This window comes from Catenulispora sp. EB89 (assembly GCF_041261445.1).
Classification (GTDB): Bacteria; Actinomycetota; Actinomycetes; order Streptomycetales; family Catenulisporaceae; genus Catenulispora.
Genome location: NZ_JBGCCU010000032.1, coordinates 40185 through 64571 on the forward strand (window position 1 = coordinate 40185; position 24387 = coordinate 64571).

25 protein-coding genes are annotated in these 24387 nt (G+C 70.9%); 10 read left to right on the forward strand and 15 right to left on the reverse strand.

Translation table 11 applies throughout. From position 1 onward, the window contains the following. Positions 1–51 precede the first annotated feature (51 nt). Both ABH920_RS43025 and ABH920_RS43030 read left to right on the forward strand, forming a co-directional pair. Positions 52–1314, forward strand: a complete 1263-nt coding sequence (locus ABH920_RS43025; protein ID WP_370355101.1) for an MFS transporter — start codon at positions 52–54, stop codon at positions 1312–1314. Between the two features lie 9 nt (positions 1315–1323). Next, the gene (locus ABH920_RS43030) at positions 1324–2418 is read left to right on the forward strand and encodes a serine hydrolase domain-containing protein (RefSeq protein WP_370355102.1); all 1095 of its coding nucleotides are present in this window, start codon (positions 1324–1326) and stop codon (positions 2416–2418) included. A 94-nt stretch (positions 2419–2512) separates the two neighbouring features. Here ABH920_RS43030 and ABH920_RS43035 read toward each other — a convergent pair whose 3' ends face one another. Beyond that, positions 2513–2992 (reverse strand): YbaK/EbsC family protein, encoded by a 480-nt coding sequence (locus ABH920_RS43035; protein WP_370355103.1) that lies wholly within the window; start codon positions 2990–2992, stop codon positions 2513–2515. A gap of 50 nt (positions 2993–3042) precedes the next feature. Here ABH920_RS43035 and ABH920_RS43040 point away from each other — a divergent pair, with 50 nt between their 5' ends. Beyond that, on the forward strand, positions 3043–3612 hold the full coding sequence (locus ABH920_RS43040; protein ID WP_370355104.1) for a GNAT family N-acetyltransferase: 570 nt from the start codon (positions 3043–3045) through the stop codon (positions 3610–3612). A 267-nt stretch (positions 3613–3879) separates the two neighbouring features. On the opposite strand, the gene ABH920_RS43045 is transcribed toward ABH920_RS43040, so the two are convergent. Next, positions 3880–4422 carry a methylated-DNA--[protein]-cysteine S-methyltransferase gene (locus ABH920_RS43045; protein WP_370355105.1) on the reverse strand — a complete coding sequence of 181 codons (543 nt, stop codon included), beginning with the start codon at positions 4420–4422 and terminating at the stop codon, positions 3880–3882. A 55-nt stretch (positions 4423–4477) separates the two neighbouring features. Between ABH920_RS43045 and ABH920_RS43050 the strand changes: the two genes are divergently transcribed. Both ABH920_RS43050 and ABH920_RS43055 read left to right on the forward strand, forming a co-directional pair. Next, a complete protein-coding gene (locus tag ABH920_RS43050; RefSeq protein ID WP_370355106.1) occupies positions 4478–5344 on the forward strand; it encodes an alpha/beta fold hydrolase in 867 nt (288 codons plus the stop codon). 147 nt (positions 5345–5491) lie between these two features. Continuing rightward, the gene (locus tag ABH920_RS43055) at positions 5492–5920 is read left to right on the forward strand and encodes a pyridoxamine 5'-phosphate oxidase family protein (RefSeq protein ID WP_370355107.1); all 429 of its coding nucleotides are present in this window, start codon (positions 5492–5494) and stop codon (positions 5918–5920) included. 10 nt (positions 5921–5930) lie between these two features. Here the strand turns inward: ABH920_RS43055 and ABH920_RS43060 are convergent, their stop codons facing one another. The 3 genes from ABH920_RS43060 to ABH920_RS43070 form a co-directional block, all read right to left on the reverse strand. Next, on the reverse strand, positions 5931–7577 hold the full coding sequence (locus ABH920_RS43060; protein ID WP_370355108.1) for a hypothetical protein: 1647 nt from the start codon (positions 7575–7577) through the stop codon (positions 5931–5933). Positions 7578–7671: 94 nt separating this feature from the next. After that, entirely contained in the window at positions 7672–7890 is a 219-nt protein-coding gene (locus ABH920_RS43065; protein ID WP_370355109.1) for a hypothetical protein, read from the reverse strand. Then, positions 7887–8903, reverse strand: coding sequence for an ADP-ribosylglycohydrolase family protein (locus tag ABH920_RS43070; protein WP_370355110.1), 1017 nt, complete (start codon positions 8901–8903; stop codon positions 7887–7889). The genes ABH920_RS43065 and ABH920_RS43070 overlap by 4 nt, the downstream gene beginning before the upstream one ends. A 58-nt stretch (positions 8904–8961) precedes the next feature. On the opposite strand from ABH920_RS43070, the gene ABH920_RS43075 reads away from it, so the two are divergent. After that, positions 8962–9420: an N-acetyltransferase family protein gene (locus tag ABH920_RS43075; RefSeq protein ID WP_370355111.1), complete on the forward strand. Its 459-nt coding sequence runs from the start codon at positions 8962–8964 to the stop codon at positions 9418–9420. Between the two features lie 88 nt (positions 9421–9508). On the opposite strand, the gene ABH920_RS43080 is transcribed toward ABH920_RS43075, so the two are convergent. From ABH920_RS43080 to ABH920_RS43115, 8 genes are all read right to left on the reverse strand, one after another. Then, positions 9509–10270 carry a hypothetical protein gene (locus tag ABH920_RS43080; protein ID WP_370355112.1) on the reverse strand — a complete coding sequence of 254 codons (762 nt, stop codon included), beginning with the start codon at positions 10268–10270 and terminating at the stop codon, positions 9509–9511. After that, positions 10267–11985: an Hsp70 family protein gene (locus ABH920_RS43085; RefSeq protein ID WP_370355113.1), complete on the reverse strand. Its 1719-nt coding sequence runs from the start codon at positions 11983–11985 to the stop codon at positions 10267–10269. The genes ABH920_RS43080 and ABH920_RS43085 overlap by 4 nt, the downstream gene beginning before the upstream one ends. 6 nt (positions 11986–11991) lie before the next feature. Beyond that, a complete protein-coding gene (locus ABH920_RS43090; RefSeq protein WP_370355114.1) occupies positions 11992–12768 on the reverse strand; it encodes a protein DA1 in 777 nt (258 codons plus the stop codon). After that, positions 12765–13685 (reverse strand): hypothetical protein, encoded by a 921-nt coding sequence (locus tag ABH920_RS43095; protein WP_370355115.1) that lies wholly within the window; start codon positions 13683–13685, stop codon positions 12765–12767. The genes ABH920_RS43090 and ABH920_RS43095 overlap by 4 nt, the downstream gene beginning before the upstream one ends. Then, positions 13678–15033 carry a protein phosphatase 2C domain-containing protein gene (locus ABH920_RS43100; protein ID WP_370355116.1) on the reverse strand — a complete coding sequence of 452 codons (1356 nt, stop codon included), beginning with the start codon at positions 15031–15033 and terminating at the stop codon, positions 13678–13680. The genes ABH920_RS43095 and ABH920_RS43100 overlap by 8 nt, the downstream gene beginning before the upstream one ends. Before the next feature lies 1 nt (position 15034). Then, positions 15035–15766, reverse strand: coding sequence for a VWA domain-containing protein (locus ABH920_RS43105; RefSeq protein WP_370355117.1), 732 nt, complete (start codon positions 15764–15766; stop codon positions 15035–15037). A 377-nt stretch (positions 15767–16143) separates the two neighbouring features. Next, positions 16144–18177, reverse strand: coding sequence for a M3 family metallopeptidase (locus ABH920_RS43110; protein WP_370355118.1), 2034 nt, complete (start codon positions 18175–18177; stop codon positions 16144–16146). A 50-nt stretch (positions 18178–18227) separates the two neighbouring features. Then, positions 18228–18821, reverse strand: a complete 594-nt coding sequence (locus ABH920_RS43115) for an Lrp/AsnC family transcriptional regulator (protein ID WP_370355119.1) — start codon at positions 18819–18821, stop codon at positions 18228–18230. 110 nt (positions 18822–18931) lie between these two features. Between ABH920_RS43115 and ABH920_RS43120 the strand changes: the two genes are divergently transcribed. Continuing rightward, positions 18932–20104 (forward strand): PLP-dependent aspartate aminotransferase family protein, encoded by a 1173-nt coding sequence (locus ABH920_RS43120; protein WP_370355121.1) that lies wholly within the window; start codon positions 18932–18934, stop codon positions 20102–20104. A 122-nt stretch (positions 20105–20226) separates the two neighbouring features. After that, a complete protein-coding gene (locus tag ABH920_RS43125; protein WP_370355122.1) occupies positions 20227–20742 on the forward strand; it encodes a putative immunity protein in 516 nt (171 codons plus the stop codon). On the opposite strand, the gene ABH920_RS43130 is transcribed toward ABH920_RS43125, so the two are convergent. Beyond that, positions 20697–21341, reverse strand: coding sequence for an exonuclease domain-containing protein (locus tag ABH920_RS43130; protein WP_370355124.1), 645 nt, complete (start codon positions 21339–21341; stop codon positions 20697–20699). The genes ABH920_RS43125 and ABH920_RS43130 overlap by 46 nt on opposite strands. Positions 21342–21440: 99 nt before the next feature. Between ABH920_RS43130 and ABH920_RS43135 the strand changes: the two genes are divergently transcribed. Further along, a complete protein-coding gene (locus tag ABH920_RS43135) occupies positions 21441–21947 on the forward strand; it encodes an N-acetyltransferase family protein (RefSeq protein WP_370355125.1) in 507 nt (168 codons plus the stop codon). 91 nt (positions 21948–22038) lie between these two features. Next, positions 22039–22506 carry a hypothetical protein gene (locus tag ABH920_RS43140; protein WP_370355126.1) on the forward strand — a complete coding sequence of 156 codons (468 nt, stop codon included), beginning with the start codon at positions 22039–22041 and terminating at the stop codon, positions 22504–22506. A 74-nt stretch (positions 22507–22580) separates the two neighbouring features. On the opposite strand, the gene ABH920_RS43145 is transcribed toward ABH920_RS43140, so the two are convergent. Next, positions 22581–24257 (reverse strand): amidohydrolase, encoded by a 1677-nt coding sequence (locus tag ABH920_RS43145; protein ID WP_370355127.1) that lies wholly within the window; start codon positions 24255–24257, stop codon positions 22581–22583. Between the last annotated feature and the right edge of the window lie 130 nt (positions 24258–24387).

A 24387-nucleotide genomic window follows, 5' to 3' on the forward strand; every position in this document is an offset into this window, starting at 1 on the left:
CGTTCTCCCTACGTTGGCGACATTGGTCTAGACCCAAAGGGGTGGGGCGCCTTGACGACGGCGACCTGTGACGTCCGGCTGCCCGCGCACTCGCGCCTGTGGAACCGCGACTTCCGGCTGTACTTCACCGCACGCCTGGTCTCCCTCCTGGGCGACTCCATGCTCCCGGTCGCCCTGCTCTACGGCGTCGTCAGCCTCGGCTACGGCACCACCGGCGTCGGACTCGTGCTGGCCGCGCAGGTCCTGCCGTTCGCGGCGTTCGTGCTGTTCGGCGGCGTCCTCGCCGACCGGTTCACGCCCCAGCGGATGATGGTCGGCGCCGACGCCGCACGCTTCGTGCTCCAGGCGGTCACCGCGACCGCCTTCGCCGTCGGGCATCCGTCGCTGTGGCTGCTGATGGGACTCTCCGGACTGTCCGGGGTCGGGACAGCGGCGTTCCAACCAGGCCTGGCCAGCGTCATCACCCAGGTGTCCGGGGACTTACAGCGCGCCAACGCCGTCACACGCGTCGCCGAAGCCATGGCCACGCTCGGCGGACCGGCGATCGCCGGACTGCTGATCGCGGTCTCCGGGGTGCCCGTGGTCCTGGCTGCCGACTCCGCGACCTTCGCGATCAGCGGCATCTGCCTGCTGATGCTCCGGCTGGCACCCGCGGCCCGCCCCGCGACCCGCGAATCCACCTGGCGCAACCTGGTCGAGGGCTGGCACGAGTTCCGGACCCGGACCTGGATGCCGTCGGTCATCCTGGGCTGGATCGTGCTCGGCATCACCGTCTGGGGACCGATCCGGCCACTCGCGACGATTCTGGTCACCGACCGGCACGGCGCCTCCGGACTCGGGCTCATGTGGACCGGATTCGGCGCCGGCGGCGTGGTCGGCGGGCTGGCCGGCGTGCGCTACCGCCCCCGGCACCCGCTGCGCGCCGGCGCCGTCGGGCTGGTCGCCTGGTCGGCGTGGCCGCTGACGCTCGCCGCCGGACTGTCGCTGCCGATGGTGTGCGCCGGGGCGGCGGTCGGTGGCGCGACCACCGCGTTCTGGGGCGTGATGTGGTCCACCAGCGTGCAGACCCACATCCCCGCCGCCGTCCTGAACCGCATCTCCGCCTACGAGATCGCCGGCTCGCTGATCGCGTTCCCGATCGGCCAGGCGCTCGCCGGACCGGTGAGCGACGCGGTCGGTACCGGCGCCACCCTCTACGCGTCCGCCACGTTCCTGGTCGCGGTGCTGATCGCGATGCTGTGCGTGCCGGCGGTGCGCAATCTCGGGGCGCGCGCGGCGGAAAATGAGAATCGGCCGGAGCCCGCGCGGCTGTAGCGTCCGGCTATGACCGAAGTTCAGGGTACTTATACGAAAGAATTCTCCGCGGTCGCCCGCGCGCTGTCCGAACTGCTCGACACGCAGGACATCGGGGCCTCGGCGGCGGTCTTCCTGAACGGCGAGCCGGTGGTCGACATCTGGGGCGGCCACGTGGACGCCGAGCGGACGGTCGCGTGGGAGCGCGACACGATCGTGAACGTCATGTCCTCGACCAAGCCGACCACGGCCCTGTGCGCGCTGATCCTCGCCGATCGTGGCGAGCTCGACCTTTCCGCGCCTGTGTCGACCTACTGGCCGGAGTTCGCGGCGGCCGGCAAGGAGAACGTCCTGGTGCGGCATCTGCTGTCGCACACCGCCGGGCTCCCGGACTGGCCGGGGAAGCTCGTCGCCGAGGATCTGTACGACTGGACCGCCGTCACCGATCAGCTCGCCGCCCTGCCTACGCAGTGGGAGCCGGGGACGGCGGCCGGGTACCACTCGATCACGTTCGGGTTCCTCGTCGGCGAGGTCGTGCGGCGGGTCACCGGACGTAGTATCGGGCGCTTCCTCGCCGAGGAAGCCGCCGGGCCACTCGGCGCCGACTTCCACATCGGGCTCGGCGCTCAGGACGACGCGCGGGTCGCGCGCCTGTATCCGCCGCCGTCGCAGACCGACGACTTCGCCTCCAGCGGCCCCGACTACGACGCGACCGGCGGCATCCGGGTCAAGGACGCGAACACCGAGGCGTGGCGGCGTGCCGAGATCCCGGCGGCCAACGGCTTCGGCAACGCGCGCGGGATCGCTTGTATCCAGTCGGCGTTGAGCAACGGCGGGGTGGTCGGGGGAGTGCGGCTGCTGTCGGAGGAGGGCTGCGAGCCGGCCTGGCACGTGGAGTACTCCGGGGAGGACCGCGTGCTGGGGCAGCCGGCCAGCTACGGCGCCGGGTTCGGGGTGTTCGGCAACACCTTCGGGTGGGGCGGCTGGGGCGGGTCGCTGGTGATGAACGACCACGTGTCGGGGATGACGGTCGCCTACGCGATGAACCAGATGCTCGATCCGCGTGCGCAGCAGGACCATCGCGGCTTGGCGATCGTCGCGGCTGCCTACGAGGGGCTGGGCTGAGGCCGACGGCACCGGGGCCGCCGGTTCACGTCGGCGGCCGACGGTGCCGGGCCGTCACGCCGTCACGCCGTCACGCCGTCACGCCGTCAGGCCGTCAGTTCACGTCGACGACGTCGCCGCCGGTCACCCGCACCAGCTCCGCGAACGTGATCGCGAACACGGTGTGCGCGTGGCCCGCGGCGGCCCAGACCTCCGGATACGTCTCCAGCGTCCGGTCGATCAGCGTGCGCACCGGCACCGGATGGCCCAGCGGCGCGACGCCGCCGATGCGCTGGCCGGTGTGCTCGTGGACGAACTCCTTCGTGGCCCGCCCGACCTTCGCCACGCCCAGGTCGGCGGCCACCTTCACGGTGTCCACACGGTGCGCCCCGCTGGTCAGCACCAGCAGCGGCGCGCCGTCCGCCTCGAACACCAGGCTGTTGGCGATCGCGCCGACCTCGCAGCCCACCTGGTCGGCCGCGGCCTGCGCGTTCGGCGCGGACTCCGGCAGGACCACCACCTTCGGCTCGAAGCCCTTCGCCCGCAGTTCCTTCTGCACGGCCTGCACGGCCGGATGCTCAGCGATCCGTTCCATGCCGGGATATTAATCCGGACCGGCGCGGAAAGTCCGGCACAATACGCGGCATGGAAACGCTTGACCGTGTCGTGGAGCCCACCGAGATCGTGGCCGGCCGCCACCAGCTGCGGCCGCCGTCGTTGCGCGACGTCCCCGACATGATGGAGATCTCCCGCGACCCCGACGTCGGCCTGTGGAACCCCATGGCCTCCGGCGCCGACGAGGAGACCGCGCACGCCTGGGCCGTGCGCTACGCGGACTGGGACGGCGGCCAAAGCCCGACGTTCGGCGTCTACGAGGCCGTCGAGGGGCGGCTGCTGGGCCTGGTGTCGCTGCACAAGATCGACCTCGACCTCTCGGCGGGCGAACTCGGCTACCGCGTCGCGCCGTGGGCCCGCGGACGCGGCATCGCGACGATGGCGCTCGGCACGGTCAGCGAGTGGGCGTTCGGCGCCCTGGGGCTGACGCGGCTGCAGCTGATCCACGCGGTGGAGAACGCCGCGTCGTGCCGGGTGGCGGAGAAGTGCGGGTTCCTTCACGAGGGCACGACGCGCAGCTCGTACCGGTACGGCGACGGGGAGCTGCACGACGAGCACATCCACGGACGGCTGGTCGGCGACCCGGTGCCGGGGCGCTGAGCCGGACGAGCCGGGCCGGACGAGCCGCGCTGGCGAGCTGAGCCGGACGAGCCGCGTCGGCGAGCCCTGCTGCCTGCCAGCCGACCGGGCCGACCCTGCCTGCGGGCCAGCTGCCGCAGCCGGCTGAATCCAGCCGGCCGCAGCCAACTCGGCCGGCTTTGCCGGTCGCCCCAGCCGCCACCCCGCCCGCGGGCCAAGCCGCCGCAGCGGGCTGAATCCAGCCGGCCGTAGCCAACTCGGCGCCCCAGCCGCCACCCGCCACCCGCCCTACATCCCCCAATCCAGCGCCGGCGGCATCACACCCTCCCAGGCCAGCAGCCACTCCTTCGTCCGCAGCCCGCCCCCGAACCCGCCGAGCCCGTCGGCGGCGAGCACCCGGTGGCAGGGCACCACGATCGGCAGCGGGTTGCTGCCCATGATCCCGCCGACCGCCTGCGAGGCCGTCACCCCGGCGCCGGAGCCCTTCGCCAGGTCGCCGTACGTCACCGTCTCGCCGAAGGGGACCTCGGCCAGCAGCTTGAGCACCGTCAGGCGCAGCCCGTTCACGCCGTACCAGTCCAGCGCGATGTCGAAGCGGGTGCGGGTGCCCTCGAAGTACTCCGTCAGCTGCAGGACCGCCTCGTCCAGTTGGGCCTGGGCGACGCGGTCGTCCTTGACGTCCTTGGCGGTCCTGACCTTCTCCTCTTCCTCAATGGCCCTGGGCGAGGAGCTCTCCCCGCGATCGATCGGGAACTGCACGACTCGTAAGCCGCGGGTGGTCGTCCCGATGGTGAGCGTTCCGATCGGGGTGTCCAGCGACGCGGTCTGCATGCAAACATTGTGCCAACCGGGGCCGACAACCCGGTGCGACATTCAGGAGGACGGCATGCCCAAGGCCACCGCGAACGGCGTCGAGCTCGAGTACGACACCTTCGGCGACCCGAGCGCCCCGCCGTTGGTGCTGATCATGGGCCTGAGTACCCAGATGACGGCGTGGCCGGAGCCCTTCTGCCAGTCCATCGCCGACGCCGGATTCCACGTCGTCCGCTTCGACAACCGCGACTGCGGCCTGTCCACCATCCTGGACGTCCCGCCGCCCAGCTTCGGCGACCTGCTCGCCGGCGACACCTCCGGCGTGCCCTACCTGATGTCCGACCTCGCCGACGACGTCGCCGGCCTGCTCGACGCGCTCGGCTTCGCCGACGCGCACGTCGTCGGGGCGTCCATGGGCGGCATGATCGCCCAGCAGTTCGCCATCGACCACCCCGGCCGCCTGCGCTCGCTGTGCTCGATCATGTCCACCACCGGCGCCCCCGACGTCGGCCAGCCCGCCGCCGAGGTCCTGATGCTCCTGCTGAGCCCGGCGGCGACCAACCGCGAGGAGGCCGTCGACCGCGGGCAGAAGATGTTCGAGACCGTCGGCTCCCCGGCGTACCCGACGCCGACCGAGGACCTGCGCGCCCGCATCGGCAAGGCCTACGACCGCTCGTTCACGCCCGAGGGCTCGGCCCGCCAGCTCGCCTGCATCGTCGCCTCCCCGGACCGCACCGCGGCGCTGGCGGCCGTCAGCGTGCCCAGCGCCGTCATCCACGGCGACGCCGACAAGCTCGTCGACGTCAGCGGCGGCCGCGCCACCGCCGCCGCGCTCGGCGTCACGCCGCTGATCATCCCCGGCGCCGGCCACGATCTGCCCGAGGAACTGTGGCCGACCTACGTCGAGGCGATCGTCGCGAACGCCCAGAAAGCCGGCTGAACAGCCGACGACGCTCGCACACGGCGGCTGGATCAGGCGCCGGCGCGCGCCGCACCCCGCACCCCGCACTGGACCCCACACCGCACCCCGGATTCGGCCGGTCCCGAATCCGGGGCATCGCGGCGATCTCCTGTGTACAACTGAGCCATGGAACTTCTGGATCATCTCCCCGAGGCCGACCGGCAGCGCGTCCTGGGCCGCCTGAACAGCAACCTCATGGTCTGGCTGACCACCGTCCGCCCCGACGGCCAGCCGGTCAGCGTCCCGGTGTGGTTCCTGGCCCGGGAGGACGGGAGCATCCTGATCTACAGCCGCGCGAACAAGGCCAAGCTCGCCAACATCGCGTCCAACCCGAAGGTGAGCCTGGGCCTGGACGTCACCGACATCGGCCGCAACATCGTGCGCCTGGAGGGCGTGGCACGCCACGACCCGACCCTGCCGCCGGCCCACGAGCACCCCGCGTTCCTCGCCAAGTACATCGAGCGCATGGGCGCGATGTTCGACACGCCCGAGAGCTTCGGCGAGCAGTTCACCGCCGGTCTGGTGATCGAGCCGACCAAGGTCTACGTCGGTTAGGTTCGGCCGGTCAGGGCCCGACGCCGATCGAAGACGGATCCGACGGCGTGCACGCCGTGCCCTTCATCACGGTGAAGGCAGGGCAGCCGCCGTCCTCCATCGGCGTGGTGTGCGAGAACATCGTCAACGTCCCGGGGCCAGACGTGCTCGGCATGTAAGAGTTCGCCGTCGCGTCCCCCATCGACGCGGTGAGGAACAGCACGCCGGCGAGCACTCCGGGAACCATGGCGCGCCGCTTGAACGCGTCCAGCCGCACCGCCACGGTCTCCGACTTCAGCCCGACGACGACGAAGTGCCGCGCCATGTACGCCGACAGCACCAGCAGCCCGAACAAAATCTGCACGTCAGTACGCGGATACAGCCCGACGATCCCGCTCGCGTACATGTGCTCGGCGGTCCAGAACCGCATCAGCCACGCACTCAGCACCGACGTCGCCACCACCAGCACCAGCGTGTCCCGCCGCCGCAGTGCCACCGCCGCGGCGAAGCCGACGAACAACAGCAGCGTGAACAACCCCACGCCGCCGAGATCACCGACCGGCGGCCAGGCGCCGAGGCTCGCCGGCGGCTGGTCGGAGAACCAGTGCAGGAAGTACGTCGGCTCGGTCCGCACATCGAAGTAGACGTAGGTGTCGGAACCGGCCCCGGACGTCATCAACGGGATCAGGTTCCGGAACGTGACGGCGAACAGCGCCACCCCGGACACCCCGAGAAACACCGCCGCCCGCCCCCGCGCCCCCGGCTCCCACCACGGGAACACCGCGACGACCGCCACCGCGATCCCCAGCGCCGACCACAGGAACCAACCGAAGTAGAGCTCGAACAGCAGCCCCATGCCGACGCCGAACACCGCACCCCGCACGGCGTTGCGCCGGTAGGAGGACCGGCCGCTGTCCCGCAGCACCTCGACGAACTTCACCAGCACCGGCACCATCATGACGAGCACGATGTTCGTGTACGGCTTGTACAGGTCCATCAGCGGCAGCGCCGCCAGCACGCCGACCAGCAGCGCCGACACCGGACGCAGCACCAGCCGCCACGACAGGTACGCCAACGGGCCGTAGACGGCGGCGCCGAAGATCTGGAACGCCTTCATCGCATACGTCGGGCTCTCGCCGGTCCACCGCGAGACCGTGGCGATGATCTCGGCGGGCAGCGGCGGGTAGGTCTTCGGCAGCGCCTTGCCCTGCTGCGCGTCGGTGGCCCACTGGATCAGCTGCGCCATGTCGCCGTGCTTCGCGTAGATGCCGTACGGCGTCTTGTACAGCGCGACCATGAGCCCCGCGCCCACCAGCGCGCTGGCCAGCCCGGCGACCGCCGCGCACACCAGCCGCACCGTCGCGTCGGCCGTCCGCGTCCGCCGCGACCGCAGCCCGATCACCGCCGCGCCGACCGCGAGGATGCCGAAGACCGCGAACCGGAACTGGAGCCCGGCCAGCCCGCTCACCTGCCCGACCCGCGTGAGCGGATTGACCGCCACGCTCATGCTGACCAGCAGGAAAACAACCGCGGTGAGGAACGCGACCGCGACCTCCGCGGTTCGGAGCCCGAGGACCTCCCGCACCCGCCGGCCGTCCGACAGGCGATGCGTGCGGCGCGGCAACGCCAGCCGCGCCACGTCTTCGGCGGCGTAGCTTTCCGTTCCGGTGTCTATCACTCTCTACAGACGACGCAAGGCATGCGCAGTGTTGGTCGGTCGGCAGAAATTGACGGAGAATTCTTAGGATCGATTCAGGCGGGGTTCTGACAAGCTAGGACGTTTCGGCGTCCCGGGAAGCAGCACCCTGTGTCTCGGAACCCTGTGTCTCGGAATCCAGCGTCTCCCGAACCACCACGTAGTACAGCTGCTTGTGCTGCACCCCGGCCTCCATCGCCGCGACCGCGGCCTCGGCACCGTCCCGGTCGGCGTGCCCCGACACCAGGAACCGGTTCCCGTTGTCGTCCTGACGCCAGACCTCGAACCCGCTCACGCCGCACGCTCCCAACCGGCGTCCCACACGCCGCCGGCGCGCGCCAGGCGGTCGCGGTACTCGATCCGCTCGGGCCAGTCCGAAGGAAAGGCCTCGATCCCGTGGCGGGCGCCCACGAACGCACCGGCCAGGGCGGCGATCGAGTCCGAGTCGCCGCCGGTGGCCGCGGCGCGGCCGAGGGCGCGCACCGGCTCGTCGGGGTACATCAGGAAGCAGAGAAGCGCGGTCGCCAGCGCTTCCTCCGCGATCCAGCCCTCGCCGGTGTAGTCGCACGGGTCCAGGGCCGGGTCCGGGTTCTCGGCCGCCTTGGCCAGCACGCCGAGGACCATGCCGCACTCGACCCAGCCGTGCTCGATGAACTCCTCCGGGGAGTCGCGCAGCGGGACGCGCCACAGATCGTCGCCGAGCCAGTCACCGTGGTAGACGCGGCGCTGCTCCTGGCAGCGTTCGCGCAGGGCCGGGAGCAGGTCCGACGGCGCCATGCCCCGCAGGAGCCAGCGCGTGGCGAAGGCGGTCAGGTCCGAGGCGGCCAGGGCGGTGGCGTGGCCGTGGGTCAGGGCCGCTTGGAGCTGCGCTGCGCCGGCGACGGTGGTGTCCGGGACATGCGGCAGCAGTCCGATCGGGGTCACTCGCATGTTCGCGCCGCACCCCTTCGAGCCGCGCTGGCTTGCCTCCGGCCAGGGCAGGCCGTTGCCCAGGTGGCCGCAGGCACGAAGGCAGGTCATGCCCGGCGCGCGGTTGTTGTCCGGGGATATGGCCCAGGCCAGGAAGTGCTCGATCAGCGAGCCGGTGAGGGGTTCGACCGCCAGGTCGGTGCCCTCGGGCTGGTCCAGCAGTGCCTCGGCGACGGCCAGCGCCATCTGCGTGTCGTCGGTGACGTAGCCGCCCTGCGACAGGTCCTTCGGGCCGGCCGGGCCGTAGAGCCGCACGATCTCCTCGAACCGCTGGAACTCCGTGGGCTTGCCGACGCAGTCCCCGAACGCGAGCCCGAACATCGAACCGGTCGCTGTCATATGAGATCCCCTCCCCGCTGGCGCGATCGTGCCAGTGTGCCAGCTACAGTGCCGGTCTATGACCGAGTCCTTGATCCTTCGTGACGCCACCGCCGCCGACCTGCCCGAGATCGTCGCCATGCTCGCCGACGACAAGCTGGGCTCCACGCGGGAGGACCCGGAGGACCTGGCGCCCTACCTCGCGGCCTTCGCCGAACTCGAAGCCGACCCGAACCAGCGCCTGATCGTCGCCGAACGGGACGGCACGGTCGTCGGCACGTTCCAGCTGACCTTCATCCCCGGGGTGGCGCAGCGCGGCCTGAAGCGCGCCATGATCGAGAGCGTGCGCGTCGCCACCACCGAGCGTGGCAGCGGGCTCGGCACCCGGATGATGGAGTGGGCCATCGAGCAGGCACGGCAGGCCGGCTGCCTGCAGGTGCAGCTGACGTCGAACACCGAGCGGCCCGACGCGCACCGGTTCTACGAGCGGCTCGGGTTCGTCCCCTCGCACGTGGGGTTCAAGCTGAAGCTGGGCTGACCGGCGATCGCGCCGGTCGGGCCGGTCGTGCCGGTTGTGCTGGTCACGCCGGTCACGCCGGTCGGGTGCCAGCGGCCGGCGCGACGCGTCAGGGGCGCCAGAGCTCGGTGAAGACCTGCTGTTTCCGGATGACCCGGCCGCCCTCGATGTAGCCGGGACGGATGACGTACTTCGCCAGACCGTCGGCCGGGCAGTCGTTCCAGGCCTCCTGGCCGGACCGCAGCGGCTCGCCCTCGATGATCGCGAAATCCCACGAGTGCAGGGGCGCGCACGCCGTCAGCCGTTCTCGGATCTCCCGCGTCTTCCGGACGACGTCGCCGAAGTGCTGGTCGCCGAGGTTCCGGACCAGGAGCCGGTCGTCCATGTCCGCGACCCCGAACAGGATCTCGACGGTCTCGGCGAGGACCGGCACGACGTCGACCTCTTCGGCGTGCCTGCGCCGGCTGCTCATCTGCTGCTTGATGATCGCCCACAGCGAGGAGATCAGGGCCTCCATGTCGTCCAGCGCCTCGTCCCGGCTGAAGCCGACGGCCGTCGCCGCGTTCGGGTTGTCGTTGCGGTAGTCGCGCTCCAGGACCTCGGTGAGGCGTTCCTGCACGATGGCGTGCTCCTCCTCGGACCGCGCGCGGACCTGTCGGAGGCCGAGCTCGAGGTTCTGGATGGACTTGCGCTGGCCCTCGAGTCGCTTCTCCGCGTCGGTCAGGCCGTAGATCAGCGACTGGACGTTCTCTTCGAGCCTGCGGACCCGGTTGCGCTGGTCGTCGATCGCGCCCAGGAACAACCGGACGAGCTCGACGGCCTGCCGCTGGGCCGCGACCCAGTCGGTCGGTTCGGGAATGGGGGAGTTCACAGCCGGTCCTCCTCGACGAAGTCAATGAACAGGCGCTCTTCCTCACCGGTCCGGGGATCGCGTGCCACGGTCTCCACCTCGGTCCCGCCGAACACCATGTTGATCTCGATCATTCGTTCCGCGGGCGGCAGATCGAGGGTCTTCGACATGTCGATCTCGATGACGCCCAGCTCCCGGCACCCTTCGTCGGTCACGTACCGGGGGGTCTTCTCCTCGGTCACCACGACCTTGAGACCCATCGAGCGCTGACCGGCCAGGATCGGGAACGCCCGCACCGGCACCCTGGTCCCCGGTTCGACGACGTCGCCGGCCCGCACGAACGCCTTGAACCGCGCGGAGCACAGCTCCTGGCCGTCGTACTGGATCATCAGCGTCGACTCCGGGTCGATGCCGCGCTCGAAGGGTTCCGCGAAGGAGATGCCGTAGGTGAGCTTCGTGGTGCGGCCCCGGATGAGCGTCGGGTCGTTGGCGTAGAACACCGCGCCCAGCAGGATCGCCGCCGCGGGCGTGGTCGGCACGACGACCTGCATCCGCCTGCTGTCGAACGCCTTTCTCAGCTGCTCCTGCAGGTACCTCGACTGTGCGAAGCCCCCGACCAGCAGGATCTGGCTGACCGACTTCGGCCCCACGGTCTTCAGCTGCTCGCGCACCAGCTCCAGCAGCGGATGGATGGTGTGGTCGAAGGCCTGCTTCACCTCCTTGGGTGTCAGCACGAACTGGTCGTCCACTCCGCCCTGCGCCTTGGCCAGCCGGGAGCGTGCGCCCTCGGCCGCCGAGATGGCCCTCAGCATCGGCGAGGAGATGTCCAGCACGACGGGATAGGTCTGCTCGGGGTCGAACGTCCGCTTGGCCAGCTCCCACTGTGCCGACACCTTGTGCAGCAGCTCCGGGGAGTTCCGCACGATCGTCGACAGCACCTCGGGCCCGATGCGGTCGGCCAGGATCCGGTCGACGAGGTACGCGTCGGAGTACGTGGCACCGTGCTTGCCCCCGGTGGACAGCCCGATCTCGGTCAGGCCGGCCGGCGCCACCTCGTAGGAGGTCAGGTCCACGGTGCCGCCGCCGGCGTCGACGACCATGAACCGGCTGCCCGGCTCGTTCAGCTTCGCCTCGCCAGCCTGGCGCGCGTAAAGTGCGGCGACCTCGGGCTCCACCGCGATCAGCAGCCGCTCCGGCGAGCCGGGCAAGCCGGCCTGCTCGGCGCAGGACCGCATCATGCGCCGTTCCTGGTCCCGCCAGATCGCCGGCACCGTCAGGCACCACAGGATCTCGTCGGCACGGACCTTGGACCGGGTGAGGACTTCGTTCAACGCGTGCTCGCAGAACGCCTTGAGGTACTGCGTGACCAGGAACTCCGGCGGGTACCCCGGCGTCTGGGCGCCGGAGGCCGGACGGTCGGGCCGGGCCTCGGCCCGGGCCGCGAGCGCCGACTCGCGCAGCAGGCCCATCTTGAACCGCACGTGGTACGTGTTCTGCGAGTCCCGCTCCTGCATGTGGCGGTTGTGCGCGCGGTAGCCCCAGTCGGCGACCTCGCCGACCTCGTCGAGCAGCAGCGCGGTCAGGTTCTTGTGGTACGGCACCGCGGCGCCCGGCCACGAGTCGTACAGCTGGATCGCTTCCGGGACGAGCGGACGGTCGCGACGCTTGTAGGCCCACGCGAACCCGGTCGCGTAGGTGCCGAAATCGATCGCCGCGACGACGCGGACCGTGGACATCGGATCTCATTCCTGGTTGGGGTCGGGCGGGAGCTGTCCGGTGCGGCGCACGTGCTCGATCACCGCGGCGGCGCTGAGCCGCTGGGCGAGGCCGCGGACCCGGCGGAAGCCGTCGCCGTAGACCGGGTCGGGGTCCCGGCGCATGGCCTGCGCGGCCAGGCAGGCCCGGGGATCGGGGGAGTGTCGGACGAGGTAGCCGTAGGCGACGAGCTGGCAGATGCCCTCCAGCACCGCGTCCGGCGCCGGCGGGAAGGAACGCTGGGCCAGCCAGGCGTGCATGCACTCGTGCGCCACCGTCGCGCCGAACCGGCACGGCGTCAGCCCGGCCGCCACCCGCAGGCTCAGGACCTCGGCGCCGCGCGTGACGGTCAGCCCGGTGCGCTGCCGGCCCGAGTCCGAGACCGCACCGAGCCCGTCGGGGGCCAGGGTCACGCGGACCGGTGTCAGGAGGCGGATTCCCATGGCGTGCAGCGTCGCTCGGACCTGCGGGACCTCGCGGCGTACGTCGTCCTGGGTCCAGACCGCGCCGGCCTGGCACGTGCCGCACAGCGCCGGCTGCTTCGGGTACTCGGACGAGCCGGCAGGCGAGGAGCCGGCCGGCCGGCCGCGCGCCAGGCGTTCCCGGCGCGAGGCCTTCCGGGACGCGGCGGTCGCGGCGGTCGTGCCGGTCGCGCTGGTCGCGCTGGTCGTGCCGGTCGTGCCGGTCGTGCCGGTCGCGCTGGTCGCGCTGGTCGCGCCGGCCGTGCCGGTCGCGCCGGCCGCGCCGGACCATTGGCCGGTCATCGCGCGGGCGGGAGCGGTCCGAGGCGGAGGTGCTGCCGCCAGTACCGGGTCCAGGTGCCAGCCGTGGGACGGTCGGCGGGGCCGCCGTCCAACGCCGAGCGCAGCAGCCCGGCCCCTTCCGGGTCCAGCATGCCGACCGAGGCGTCGACGTCCCGGTTCGACGCCCCGCCGCGCCCCGGCGCCAGGCAGCGCAGGATGAACAGGCCGAGCTTGTACCGGTCGGTCTCCAGGCTCTGATGGCGCAGGCCGCCGCTGTCGTCGTCGTGCTCCGGCGGGTCCCAGTCCGGGGTGTTCTGCTGCCGCACGCCGCCGCTGGCGCCGTTGGGACGGGCCGCGTCGCAGTCGACGAGGTAGACGTCCGGCCGCGGGTCGGTCTGGTACAGGACGTTGCGGACCGACAGGTCTCCGTACACCAGGTTCTCGTAGTGCAGCGCGGCGACGATGAACGAGAGCCGCTCGCAGATCAGCATGCGGCTCCTGACGTCGTGGTCGGCCGGCACATCGACGCCGCGCCGCCGGGCCACATCGGCGGCGAACAGCAGGTGCTGGATGTCGCGGGGTTTGACGGTCGCCGAACCGTCCGGCAGGTCGATCTTCTGCATGAATCCCGGCGGTATCAGCGGCATCAGCACCCCGATGGCCTGGTTCGCGGCGCTCGACGCCCCCGACCGGTCGTCGAACACCACCCGGGTCGGCCACGCGGTCATGTCCTTGATGTCCTCGCCCCGCTTGGCCTGCCGCCGGATCTGGATGAGCTGGCGCAGCGGCGCGGCCGGGACGGCGGTGTTGAACTCCTTGAAGACCACGGCGGGACGGTCCTTGAGCCGGTGTATGCGGCCGTTCGCGCCTTTGTTGATCTCTTCGAGGGGGCCGAGCTGGGACCAGGCCACGTCGAAGGGGAGCTGGGGATCAGCCATCGGCGGTGGCCTCCTCGTGGTGTGCGGGGTGCTCGGGGCGGTCGGCTTGCGCAGGGTGCCCGGGGCGCCCGGGCTGGTCGGCTTGCGCAGGGTGCCAGGCGTGCTCGGCGTGTCCGGTGTGCTCGGGCTGCTCGGGGTGCCTGGCGTGCCCGGCGTGGTCGGGCTGCTCAGGGTGCCCGGCTTGCGCAGGGGGCCCGGGGTGCTCGGCTTGGGCAGGGTGCCCGGGGTGCCCGGGCTGATCCGGGTGGTAGGGGTGCGCAGGGTGCCCGGAGTGCCCGGGCTGCGTGGGGCTCTCGGCATAGGCGACGTGCGCGGCCACCTCCGCTTCGGCTTCTCGCGGTGGGGCTTCCGCAGCTTCCGGTTCCGGCACCCCGCTCGCGAACGCGCCGCCGTCCGCCCAGACGCCGACCACGGTGCGGTCGTCGTCGAAGCCTTTGCGCCCGAAGCCGATCTGCGCCGTGAACTGGTGTTGCAGCGGCGGCCGGGCCCAGGCCCGCCCGAGGGTCAGGGCCACGTCGTCATCGGCCTCCCAGAGCGGGTCGCCGACGCCGTCGCTCATCAGCAGCAGCGTGCAGTCCGGCGGCAGGATCTCGGTGGTCACCGAGTGGGTTCCGCGTTCGGCCGGCAGCATCGGCAGCGCGAGGACCTTCGACGTCGCGAGCCCGTCGGCGCCGACCGACTTCGGGCCGGCCAGCCTGCGCCAGCTGCCCCCGGCGCTGAGCGCCCAGACCGGAGAGTCACCCTGGCTGGCGACCGTCACCTTCCAGCCGTCCTGCACCGAGGGCGCGGTGTGGCAGATCGCGAACGTGGCGGTCGAGGCCATCTCGCTGGCGACCTCGCGGGCGGAGGGCACGGTTCCCCGCGTGCCCCCGTTGCTGGACGGCGTCTCCAGGGTCTGCTGTCCGTGCTTGACGATGATGGTCGCCAGCTGCTCGAACACGCTCCACCAGTCGAGGTTCGACGGGTCGATGGAGGCGGCGGAGGCGGAGGCCAGCTGTTCGCGGATCAGCCTCGGGCCGTGCCGGCTGACCAGCGCGGCCGCGTCCTGCGACTTCGAACCGTTGCCCACACCATCGGCCACGACCGCAATGAGCCACTGGCCGTCGTCGCTGAGCGCCGCACCGTACGAGTCCTGCCGCGGCTTGCCGTCGTAGCGGTGATGCAGGCCCCGCACGCTCGCCGCACGGATCGCCAGGCCGCCGGCCGTCCCGCCGTCGGACACGCTGTCCGGCCACGCCGGGAAGAACGGCAGGCTCGGACGCACCTGCCGGAACGCCTGACCGGGCTCCCCGATGGAGAACTCGAACTGCCCCTCGCTCTGCCAGCCCGGCTCGATGTCCGCGGCCATGTCAGTTCAGGAAGTCGTCGTCGATGACGAGCGCGTCGGTCGGCCCGACCGCGGTCAGCTGCCCGCCGTCGCCGCTGTCGGACACCGGCGGCAGCGTGAAGGCGCCGGTGTTGCCGGACGACAAGGCTGACGAGACGAGGATCTCCGCCATCTGCTTGATCGCGTCAGCGGCCTTGCTGCCGCTGGACATCATGTAGCACCGGCTCTTGCCGATCGGCTGGACCAGGCTCTCCATGGTCACCTGGTTCGCGTCCTCCACCCCGAACGGAACCATGATCGGGTGGTTCTTGTTGCCGACGCCCGACTCCTGGTCGTACCCGGTGAGGTCGGCGAACTTCTTCTCCCAGCCCACGTCACCCGGCTCGCCGTCGCTGAGGAAGAACACCGCCGGCCGGAACACCCGGAAGTTGTCCGTCTTCAGCTGGCTGACGTCCTTGTCGATCTGCGTGCGCAGGAACTCGAAGCAGGAGCCGTAGTCCGTCCCGCCCTCGACCGCCAGCGTCGGCAGCGGCCCGACGAACGTCGACATGTCGCACAGCGGGACCACCGACTTGGTGACGTCGGAGAAGCTGACGAGGCTGAGCCGGATCTTGTCGTTGACGACCGGGTGCAACGCCAGCGCGTTCGCGACCTCCGGCAGGATCCGGTTGGCGGTCCCGATGCTCTCGCCGATCATCGAGTAGGACACGTCGACGACGACGTAGAACGGGATGAGCGGACTCTTGTTGGCCATGCTTCGCTCCGAATGGGTCGGTACCGTCGTGGAGCGCGGCCCGTGGTGGCGGAGGCTGCGCTTGGTTGTCCGGGTACTGACGGACGGCGGTCCGGAGCGAAGTCGGTGGGGGCGAGCAGGCATGCCTCGACCCCGAGGTACCTCGTCATCGATATACCTCGATGCCGAGGTATATCGATTCGAGGTGCCGCGATTCGAGGCATCTCCACCCGGGTGTACATCGAGGCCGAGGTACCTCGTCGGCGAGATACCTCGGCGCCGAGGTATCTCGAATCGAGGTGCCACGATTCGAGGCGCCTCCACCCGGGTGTACATCGACGCGGAGATACCTCGTCAGCGAGGTACCTCGGCGCCGAGGTATATCGAATCGAGGTAGCTCAGCCGGCGAGCCCCCGCGCCCGCAGCATCGGCTCCACCTCCGGCGCGCGCCCCCGGAACTCCGCGAACGCCGCCATCAGGTCCACACTCCCGCCGCGCGAGAGCACCGCGCGCCGGAACGCCTCGCCGCTCTCGCGGATCGAGCGCCCCTGCGACACGCCCTCCTTGAACCAGTCGACCGTGTCCTTGTCCAGGACCTCGCTCCACAAGTACGAGTAGTAGCCGGCGCCGTAGCCGTTGCCCCAGATGTGCGCGAAGTAGCTGCTCCGGTACCGCGACGGGATCTCCGGCACCAGCAGCCCGTACCGAGTGAGCGCGGCGGCCTCGAAGTCCTTGGCGTCGCCGGGCTCCGCGCCGGCCGGCAGCGTGTGCCAGGCCCAGTCCAGCATTACCGCGCCGAGGATCTCCACCGTCGCGAAGCCCTGCCCGAACTTCTCCGCCTCGGCCATTCGCTCCAGCAGGTCCGCCGGCACCGGCTCGCCGGTGCGGTAGTGCTTGGCGTAGTTCGCCAGCACCTCCGGCCATTCCGCCCACATCTCGTTCACCTGCGAGGGGTACTCGACGAAGTCGCGCGGCGTGCTCGTACCGGAGAACGTCGGGTGCTCCACGTCGGAGAACAGGCCGTGCAGCGTGTGCCCGAACTCGTGGAACAGCGTGCGGACCTCGTCCCAGGTCAGCAGCGTGGGCTCGCCGGCCGGGGGCTTGGCCACGTTCAGGTTGTTCACCACCACCGGCGCCTGCCCGAGCAGCCGCGACTGGTCGACGTAGTTCGTCATCCACGCCCCGCCGCGCTTGGAGCCGCGCGCGTAGAAGTCGCCGAGGAACAGCCCGATCCCGGAGCCGTCGGCGTCGAACACCTCCCAGATCCGCACGTCCGGGTGGTACGCGACCAGGTCCGGACGCGCCTCGAACGTGATCCCGTACACCAGCTCCGCAGCGTGGAACACGCCGTTGATCAGCACGCTGTTCAGTTCCAGGTACGGCCGCAGGGCCTCGGAGTCGACGTCGTACTCGGCCCGACGCACCTTCTCGGAGTAGTACGTCCAGTCCCACGCCTCAAGGCTCTGCCCGGACGGCAGGAGCGCGCGCAGCGCCTCGGCCTCCTTGGCCGCGTTGGCCACGGCGGTCGGGATCAGCCGCGCCATCAGGTCCTCGACGGCCGCGGTGGTCTTGGCCGTCCGGTCCTGGACCGCGTACTCGGCGTACGAACCGAAGCCCAGCAGAGCCGAGCGCTCGGCCCGCAGCTTCGCCATCTCCACCGCGATCGGCCCGTTGGTCTCCCAGGCCCGCTCCAGCGACGCCGCCAACAGCGCGCGCCGTGCCTCCCGGTCGTCGAGCGAGGCCAGCTGCGTCTGGTTGGAGAAGTTCTTCAGCGAGATGACGTACTTGCCGGGCAGCCCGACCGCCTCGCCGTTCTCCTTCGCCGCCGCGACCGCGTCCGCCGACAGACCCGCCAGCTGCTCGGCGGAGTCGAACACCTGCTGTCCGGCCTTGTTCGCGGCCAGCAGGTTGCGGTCGAAGTCCGTGGACAGCGCCGCCAGTTGCTCGTTGAGTTCCTTGAGCCGGTCCTTGTCGGACGGCGAGAGCTTCGCGCCGCCCCGGACGAAGTCGCCGTGGATCTTCTCCAGCAGGTGCAGCTCCACGTCGGTCAGTCCCAGGCGCGCACGGCGCTCGTAGAGGTCGTCGATCCGCGCGAACAACGCCGCGTCCAGGTTGATCGTGTCCAGGTGCGCGGCCCGGCGCGGACTGATCTCCTGCTCGATCGCCTGCAGGGCGTCGGAGGTGTCGGAGGACGTCTGCGGGAAGAACACCGCCTGGACCCGGTGCAGCAGCGTGCCGGAGCGTTCCATGGCGACGATCGTGTTCTCGAACGTCGCCGGCTCCGGGTTCTCGGCGATCGTCTTGATCTCGGCCAGGTGCTCGGCGAAGCCCGCGTCGAACGCCGGGAGGTAGTGCTCCTCCCGGATGTCCGCGAAGGGCGGCAGCTCGTAGGGCAGCGTGCTGGCGACGTAAAACGGATTCTCGGTGGTCACGCTCCCGACTCTAACGCTCGGTAGGTAGTGGGTCGAAAGCGGTTTGGTCGTTACCGCTGCCGTGCTTGGTGGGACGTCGGCGGGGCGGGGGCTGTTGCCGCCGTCGATGCCGCGGCCGTTGCAGCCTTCGCGGCCGCCGTTGCCGCCGCGGTGCCAGCCGGGCTCGCCGCACCGCCGGCGCCGCGCAGGTGGCCGAAGATCAGGCTGGTCTCGGTGTGGCCGACGGCCGGGTGTGTCGTCAGGTGCTCCAGGACGAAGTCGCGCAGCGCGTCGGAGTCGGCGACGGCGATATGCAGCAGGTAGTCGTCGGCCCCGGCGACGTGCCAGACCCCGACGACGTCCGGCAGCGCCGGCACGTCCCGGATGAACTCCTGCACGCGCTCCCGGGTGTGTGCCCGCAGCCGTACCGCGATCATCGCCTGAAGCCCGCGCCCCAGCGCCGTCGGATCGATGTCGGCGTGGAAGCCGCGGATCACGCCGCGCTCGCGCAGCTGCCGGATCCGCGCCAAGCACGTGGACGGAGCGATGCCCACCGCGTCGGCGATGGCGTTGTTCGGGGTGCGCGCGTCGGCCGCCAGCACCGCCAGGATCGCGCGGTCGACGTCGTCCAGGACCGGCCTGGGGGCTCGCAGATCGTTCGGCATACCGCTCAGTGTTACCGATGCCACTGAATCTTTCAATGAACAGAGCGACAGAGGCAGAATCTTGTTCGCGATACTTTCCATCTTGCCGATGTATCTTCAACAATGACCGCATGCTCCCCGCCTCCGCGCTCCCCGACACCATCGCCGTCCACGCCGGCCGGGACGATCTGACCGCCCTCGGCGTCCACGTCCCCCCGATCGACCTGTCGACCACCAACCCGCTGCCGAACGTCGGCGTCGGCGGCGACAGCTACGAGACGCTGGCCACCGGCGGCACCCCGATCAGCGGCGGCAGCCACGTCTACCAGCGGTTGTGGAACCCGACGACCGCGCGGTTCGAGGAAGCGCTGGCGCGGATGGAGAACACCGAGGCCGCGGTCGCGTTCGCCTCCGGCATGGCCGCGATCACCGCGTGCCTGCTGGCCGCCGCGGCCGAGGGCAAGCGGCACGTCGTGGCCGTACGGCCGCTCTACGGCGGCAGCGACCACCTGCTGGCCAGCGGTCTGCTCGGGACCGAGGTGACGTGGGCCGCCGCCGACGGCATCGCCGCCGCGCTCCGTCCCGACACCGGCCTGGTGATCCTGGAGACGCCGGCGAACCCGACACTGGAGCTGCTGGACCTAGCGCGCGTCGCCGAACAGTGCGGCGACGTTCCGCTGCTGGTGGACAACACCTTCGCGACACCGGTCCTGCAGAAGCCCGCCGACTTCGGCGCGACGCTGGTCGTGCACAGCGCCACGAAGTACCTCGGCGGCCACGGCGACGTCCTGGCCGGCGCGGTCGCGACCACCGCGGCCTGGGCCGAGCGGCTGCGCCCGGTCCGCGCCATCACCGGCTCGGTACTGCACCCGCTGTCGTCGTACCTCCTGCACCGCGGCCTGCAGACGCTGCCGCTGCGCGTCCGGCACCAGTCGCAGAACGCCGAGAAGCTGGTCGACCGCCTGCTGGCCAACCCGGCGGTCGAGCGCGTGTACTACCCGGGACTCGCCGAGTGCGACCCGCAGCAGCTGGTCGGACGGCAGATGGCCGGCCCCGGCGCCGTGTTCGCCATGGCGGTGCGCGGCGGCTACGACGCGGCGGCGCGCGCGGCGGACTCGGTGCGGCTGATCACGCACGCGGTGTCGCTCGGCGGCGTGGACACGCTGATCCAGCACCCGGCGTCGCTCACGCACCGGCCGGTCGCCGCGGACGCCAAGCCGCACGCTTCGGTGCTGCGAGTATCGGTCGGGCTGGAGGATCCGGAGGACTTGTACGCGGACCTGGAGCGTGCGCTGCGGTCCTAGGGACGACGTGGCTGCCGCGCGCTGTCCGGGCGTCGGCTGGGCCGCCGTCGCGCGACGGTCGAGCCGCCGTCGCGCGCTGTCCGGGCGTCGGCTTCACGGCGCCGGAGCGCGAAGATGGAGACATGATTCTGCCCTCCGAACGCGACCCCCGACTGATCACCATCCGACGCGGCGGAACGTTGACCGACGAGCACCACCAACTGCTCGCGGAGTGGGCGGCACAGTGTGCGGAGCACGTACTGCCCCTGTTCGAGCAGGAAGCGCCCGAAGACCCGCGGCCCCGCGACGCGATCGCGGTCGGCCGCGCCTGGATCCGCGGCGAGGTACGTATGACGGACGCGCACAACACCGCGTTCGTAGCCAACGCCGCAGCCAAGGGCCGACCGGCCCCGGCGAAGTTCGCGGCGCTCGCAGCCGGCCAGGCAGTGGCGGTAGCGCACGTCGCGGCACACGATCTGGGCGCCGCGGCGTACGCGATCAGGGCGGCGGTCGCAGCGGCCCCGAAGGCGGACGCGGAGTCGGCGCGCCTGGGGGAGCGCGACTGGCAGCGGGACCGGATCCCCGCCGAGCTGCGGGAGCTGGTGCTTGAGGATCAGCGGCTGCGGAGCCCGATCTGCTGGAACGTGTTCGACGACTGATCGGGTGACCGGTGAGCGCCTGGCAGGGTGGAGTTCGCCGCCTCCGGCCAAGCGCGCCGCGCCATCATCAGCAGCACCAGCGCCGCGATGTTCCAGGCGTCGTCGGCGCCGCAGTGGTGCCGGCCCTCCATCGGGAGTCGTGCGACGTCCAGCGCCCGGTGCATGCCGACGCCCTTCGGCCAGCCGTTGGCGAGGGCGAACTGCTGTTTGGCATTGGTGTGCGCAGCGGCGAAGGGGTAGCGCACGGCCGTCGCGTCGCATTGGCGCTGGAACTGCTTGCGGTCGTAGTCGCCCCAGCTCGCCCACGGCCGCGAATCCGCGTAGTGCTGCCGGCGCAGCTGGTCGCAGGCCTCGGCGAAGGTCACTCCGGTGTCGACCTGCTCTTGTGTCAGCCCCGTGAGCTCCGTGCAGAACTCGCTCACCGTCGAGCGCTCCGGCCGGACCATGATCTGGTGCTTCTCGACGCGGACGCGTTCCTGGACGTCGACGACCGTGAGGCCGACCTCGATGATCTCGGACACCTGGCCCGGCGGTGTCTTGCCGACCCAGCACGTGGCCTCCACGTCGACCACGTTCAGGTACCGTCCGTACGTCTCCATGCTGGGGAGGGTAGATCGGAGCGGGCATGGGGCGCTGTCGATTATTAGCTGGCCATGCGCCGAAACATCGGGGAAACGACGCGGTTTTAGCCTGCGATCATGACCGCGCCCATCAGGACTGTGCCCATGACGTCCGCCCACGCCGCCGACGTCCTGCGCATCTACCAGCACGGCATCGACGAGGGGAACGCCACGTTCGAGACGGCCGCGCCGACCTGGGACGTCTTCGACGCCGGGAAGATGGCCGAGCACCGCTTCGTGGCGCTGGCAGCGGCCGCGCCCGCAGTACTCGGCTACGTCGCCGTCTCCGCCGTCTCGAAACGTCCCTGCTACGCCGGCGTCGTCGAACTCACCGTCTACGTCGCGCCCGAAGCCCGCTGCCGAGGCGTCGGCAACAGGCTGCTCAGCACACTGATCGCATCCACCGAGGCGGCCGGGATCTGGACCATCAACGCGGGCATCTTCCCCGAGAACACCGCGAGCCTCGTCCTGCACGAACGCCACGGCTTCCGCGTCCTGGGACGGCAGCAACGCATCGGCAAGACCGCCGCCGGAGTCTGGCGCGACGTGGTGCTCCTCGAACGCCGCAGCCCGCTCGTCGAGTAGCTGCACGCTTGTTACCCCGACCCTTACCGCGTTGATATCTTCCGCCCGCATGCTGGTCTCACCACCACGCAGGAACGGGGAGAGCAGCGCAGTGAGATTCGTCGACATCGAGGTGACCGGGACCGGCAACTCGATCAACCCCCTGGCCTACCTGGACCAGCTCGCCGACCTCGCCCCGCAGCTCCCGCCCGGCGCCCGGGCCTTCGCCACGGACCCGGACCACTACGACTTCCACGGCGAGCGCTGCGTCAAGGACCTGAAGATCGAGCAGCTGCGCTTCGGCGCGGACGACGACGGCGCCACCTTCGAGATCCACTTCCGCCACAACTGCTGGAAGCACGAGGAGGACCTGCGGATCACCTACCGCCGCCTGTCCGCCCTCACCCTGGGCAACGACCCCGACGACAAGTGGGGCGACCAGATCGTCATCCTCGACGAGGTCCTCCCGCACGAGCGCGGATGCAGCCACGAGATCGCCTGCCACACCGGCACGCTGACGATCGTGTGCGGGGACCTGGACGCGGTGTGGGTCCCGGCCGACTGCCCCGAGCAGGAGTAGCAGGCGCGCCGGCAGTAGGAGGCTGTCCAGTAGGACGCCGTTCAAGCAGTAGCACGGGGAGCAAGACACCGACTCTAGGCGTCGGCCGCGTACACCTCCACCCCTTCGACGAACGTCCGGAGTACCCGCGCCTCACCGATCTCCCACGCCGGTCCCTCGAACGGATCCCGATCCAGCACCACCAGGTCGGCGAGCTTCCCGACCTCGACCGAACCGGTCACATCATCCAACCGGTTCACGTATGCCGACCCCGCCGTATAAGCAGCGATCGCCTGCCCCAACTCCAGCCGCTCCGCCGGGTAGAACACCTTGCGCGCCGCGAACTCCTCCGCCGACAGCCCCGGCTCCACCCGGTTCACCGCCGTGTGAATCCCCCACAACGGGTTCGGCGACGTCACCGACCAGTCCGACCCCGCCGCGATCGTCGCCCCCGCACGGCTCAGCGACCCGAACGGGTACTGCCACCCGGCCCGCTCCTCACCCAGGAACGGAATGGTCAGCTCGTCCATCGACGGCTCGTGCGCTGCCCACAACGCCTGGATGTTCGCTGTGGCACCGAGCCGGCGGAAGCGTTCGATGTCCTTCGGGTGCACGACTTGCAGGTGCGCCAAGTGATGACGTCCACCGGGGCCGTTCGCGGCGCGCGCCGCCTCCAGCGCGTCCAGGGCGTTGCGTACAGCGCGGTCGCCAAGGGCGTGGAAGTGGACCTGGAAGCCCGCGGCATCGAGCTCGGTGACGTACGTCTTCAGTTTGTCGGGGTCGATGAAGTCCAGGCCCGCGTTGTCGGTGCTACAGCCGCAGCCGTCCAGGTACGGGCTCAGGAGAGCGGCGGTGTGGTTCTCGGCGACGCCGTCGAGCATGATCTTCACGGTCCGAGCGCGGAAACGTCCCGCCCCGGCTGCCTCGGCCGCCTCCCGCCGCTCCCGGAACAGCTCCAGCTGCTCCAAGCCGCTCTTGCGCTCCCACCACAGCGCGCCGGCGACCCGCGCGGTCAGAGCATCGGAAGTCGCCGCGTCCAGGTACGTCTCGAACACATCACCGACGCCCAGCCCGTCGCCGATCCATGCGTCCTGCCACGCCGTGATCCCGAATGAGTGCAGGTACGCCTGCCCGGCCAGCAGCCCTTCGGCCATCTCGTCCTTAGCAGGAACCGGCAGATGAGCGTTGACCAGCGCCATCGCGCCTTCCTGCAGGCAGCCGTTGGGTTCGCCGTCGGCATCGCGTTCGATCCGGCCGTCGAACGGGTCCGGCGTGTCCCGCGTGATGCCGCAGACCTCCAGCGCCTTGCTGTTGACCCACATCCCATGGACGTCCCGGTTCGGCAGGGCCACGGGCCGGTCCGGGACCACTGCGTCCAGCATTTCCTTGGTCGGCATCCCGCCGGGGAAGGTGTCCATGCTCCAGCCGCCGCCGCGGATCCACGTGGCCTGCGGATTGCGCGCCGCGTAGTCCGCGACGGCGGCCACGAACTCCTCCGCGGTGTGCAGCTCGTGCAGGTCGCACTGGCGAAGGGTGGTGCCGCCGAGGACGGGGTGGACGTGCGCGTCCTGGAAGCCCGGGAGCAGGAGCTTGCCGGCCAAGTCCACGACCTCGGTGCCCGGGCCGATCAGGTTCTTCACGTCCGCGTGCCGACCGACCGCGGTGATCCGGCCGCCGGCGACGGCCACCGCGCCGGCCCAGGAGCGTGCGGCGTCGACGGTGTAGCACGGGCCGCCGGTGAAGACGAGGTCTGCGAACGGCGATCGGGACACCGGGTCCTCCAGGGCGGATGAACAGAGGGGTCAACCAGAAGTCTGGGCCGTGCCGGCCCGCAGCGACATTGGCAACGTGGCTGGCGCTGCCTCCGAATCACGCCACAGTGCTGGGGGTGCGGCCGCCGAA

Coding starts and splice junctions, on each gene's coding strand:
- ABH920_RS43100 (WP_370355116.1), bottom strand. CDS start 15,033: ATGGCCGCGGACATCGAGCCGGGCTGGCAGAGCGAGGGGCAGTTCGAG.
- ABH920_RS43045 (WP_370355105.1), bottom strand. CDS start 4,422: ATGCAGACCGCGTCGCTGGACACCCCGATCGGAACGCTCACCATCGGG.
- ABH920_RS43030 (WP_370355102.1), top strand. CDS start 1,324: ATGACCGAAGTTCAGGGTACTTATACGAAAGAATTCTCCGCGGTCGCC.
- ABH920_RS43035 (WP_370355103.1), bottom strand. CDS start 2,992: ATGGAACGGATCGCTGAGCATCCGGCCGTGCAGGCCGTGCAGAAGGAA.
- ABH920_RS43125 (WP_370355122.1), top strand. CDS start 20,227: ATGATTCTGCCCTCCGAACGCGACCCCCGACTGATCACCATCCGACGC.
- ABH920_RS43075 (WP_370355111.1), top strand. CDS start 8,962: ATGACCGAGTCCTTGATCCTTCGTGACGCCACCGCCGCCGACCTGCCC.
- ABH920_RS43095 (WP_370355115.1), bottom strand. CDS start 13,685: ATGGCTGATCCCCAGCTCCCCTTCGACGTGGCCTGGTCCCAGCTCGGC.
- ABH920_RS43085 (WP_370355113.1), bottom strand. CDS start 11,985: ATGTCCACGGTCCGCGTCGTCGCGGCGATCGATTTCGGCACCTACGCG.
- ABH920_RS43040 (WP_370355104.1), top strand. CDS start 3,043: ATGGAAACGCTTGACCGTGTCGTGGAGCCCACCGAGATCGTGGCCGGC.
- ABH920_RS43070 (WP_370355110.1), bottom strand. CDS start 8,903: ATGACAGCGACCGGTTCGATGTTCGGGCTCGCGTTCGGGGACTGCGTC.
- ABH920_RS43055 (WP_370355107.1), top strand. CDS start 5,492: ATGGAACTTCTGGATCATCTCCCCGAGGCCGACCGGCAGCGCGTCCTG.
- ABH920_RS43090 (WP_370355114.1), bottom strand. CDS start 12,768: ATGACCGGCCAATGGTCCGGCGCGGCCGGCGCGACCGGCACGGCCGGC.
- ABH920_RS43115 (WP_370355119.1), bottom strand. CDS start 18,821: ATGCCGAACGATCTGCGAGCCCCCAGGCCGGTCCTGGACGACGTCGAC.
- ABH920_RS43105 (WP_370355117.1), bottom strand. CDS start 15,766: ATGGCCAACAAGAGTCCGCTCATCCCGTTCTACGTCGTCGTCGACGTG.
- ABH920_RS43050 (WP_370355106.1), top strand. CDS start 4,478: ATGCCCAAGGCCACCGCGAACGGCGTCGAGCTCGAGTACGACACCTTC.
- ABH920_RS43130 (WP_370355124.1), bottom strand. CDS start 21,341: ATGGAGACGTACGGACGGTACCTGAACGTGGTCGACGTGGAGGCCACG.
- ABH920_RS43135 (WP_370355125.1), top strand. CDS start 21,441: ATGACCGCGCCCATCAGGACTGTGCCCATGACGTCCGCCCACGCCGCC.
- ABH920_RS43120 (WP_370355121.1), top strand. CDS start 18,932: ATGCTCCCCGCCTCCGCGCTCCCCGACACCATCGCCGTCCACGCCGGC.